The organism is Micromonospora sp. URMC 106 (genome assembly GCF_051386395.1).
GTDB lineage: Bacteria > Actinomycetota > Actinomycetes > Mycobacteriales > Micromonosporaceae > Micromonospora.
In genome coordinates, this window is sequence record NZ_JBPQTP010000237.1 from 1 (window position 1) to 790 (window position 790).

Consider the following 790-nt stretch of genomic DNA (forward strand, 5'->3'; position numbering starts at 1 on the left):
CGGCCATGAAGCCCAGGTTGACCCGCAGTTCGGTGTTGTTGCGTGCCGGGTAGACGCCGCCGCCGAGGTCGCCGTCACGGAACCAGATTTGCCAGTCCTGCAGGTCCAGGAAGTTCTCCATGGTGTACACGGCCAGGTAGGTGCCCAGGTGGTGGATGAACTGTTCCTCCGGACCGAACGCCAGCCGGCGCACGGTCGAGTGCAGCCCGTCGGCGCCGACCACGAGGTCGAACGTGCGTGGCGCTGCGCGCTCGAATGTCACCCGCACGTCGCGGTCGTTCTGCTGCAGGGTGGCGATCGAGTCGCCGAAGAGGTACTCGACGGTGCCGCTCGTCCGGTCGTACAGCATGGCGGTGAGGTCCTCGCGCAGCACCTCGATGTCGTCGCTGTCCAGCCGGCCCTTGCTGATCGTGTGCTCGGTCGAGCGCATCAGCTCGTTGCCGTCGCCGTCCACCATCGACATGCCACGCATGTGGGTGCGCACCTGCCGCAGGGCACCCAGCAGGCCCATCCGGTCGACCACGTCGAGCGCCACCCCGCGGATGTCGATCGCCTGCCCGCCGGCGCGCGGCGCCGCGGCACGCTCCACGATCGTGACGGCGAAGCCGTGGCGGTCCAACCAGTACGCCAGTGCCGGGCCGGCGACGCTCGCACCCGAGATCAGCACACTTTTCATGACGTCTCCTTGATCGCTAACGCTGTACGCGTCTGAATGTACGGCGTACGCGGATGCGTAAACAAGCCGCTGACCTGCATTTCTATGCTAGTACAGAGGGTCGCTGTTAGGCTG

At 66.5% G+C, this 790-nt stretch carries 1 protein-coding gene; it reads right to left on the minus strand.

What is annotated here, in order from left to right; all coding sequences use genetic code 11:
• Positions 1 to 676, minus strand: a 676-nt coding sequence (locus tag ACSNOB_RS31920) for an FAD-dependent monooxygenase (protein ID WP_436691152.1), incomplete at its 3' end; no start/stop codon positions are given.
• Positions 677 to 790: the final 114 nt, after the last annotated feature.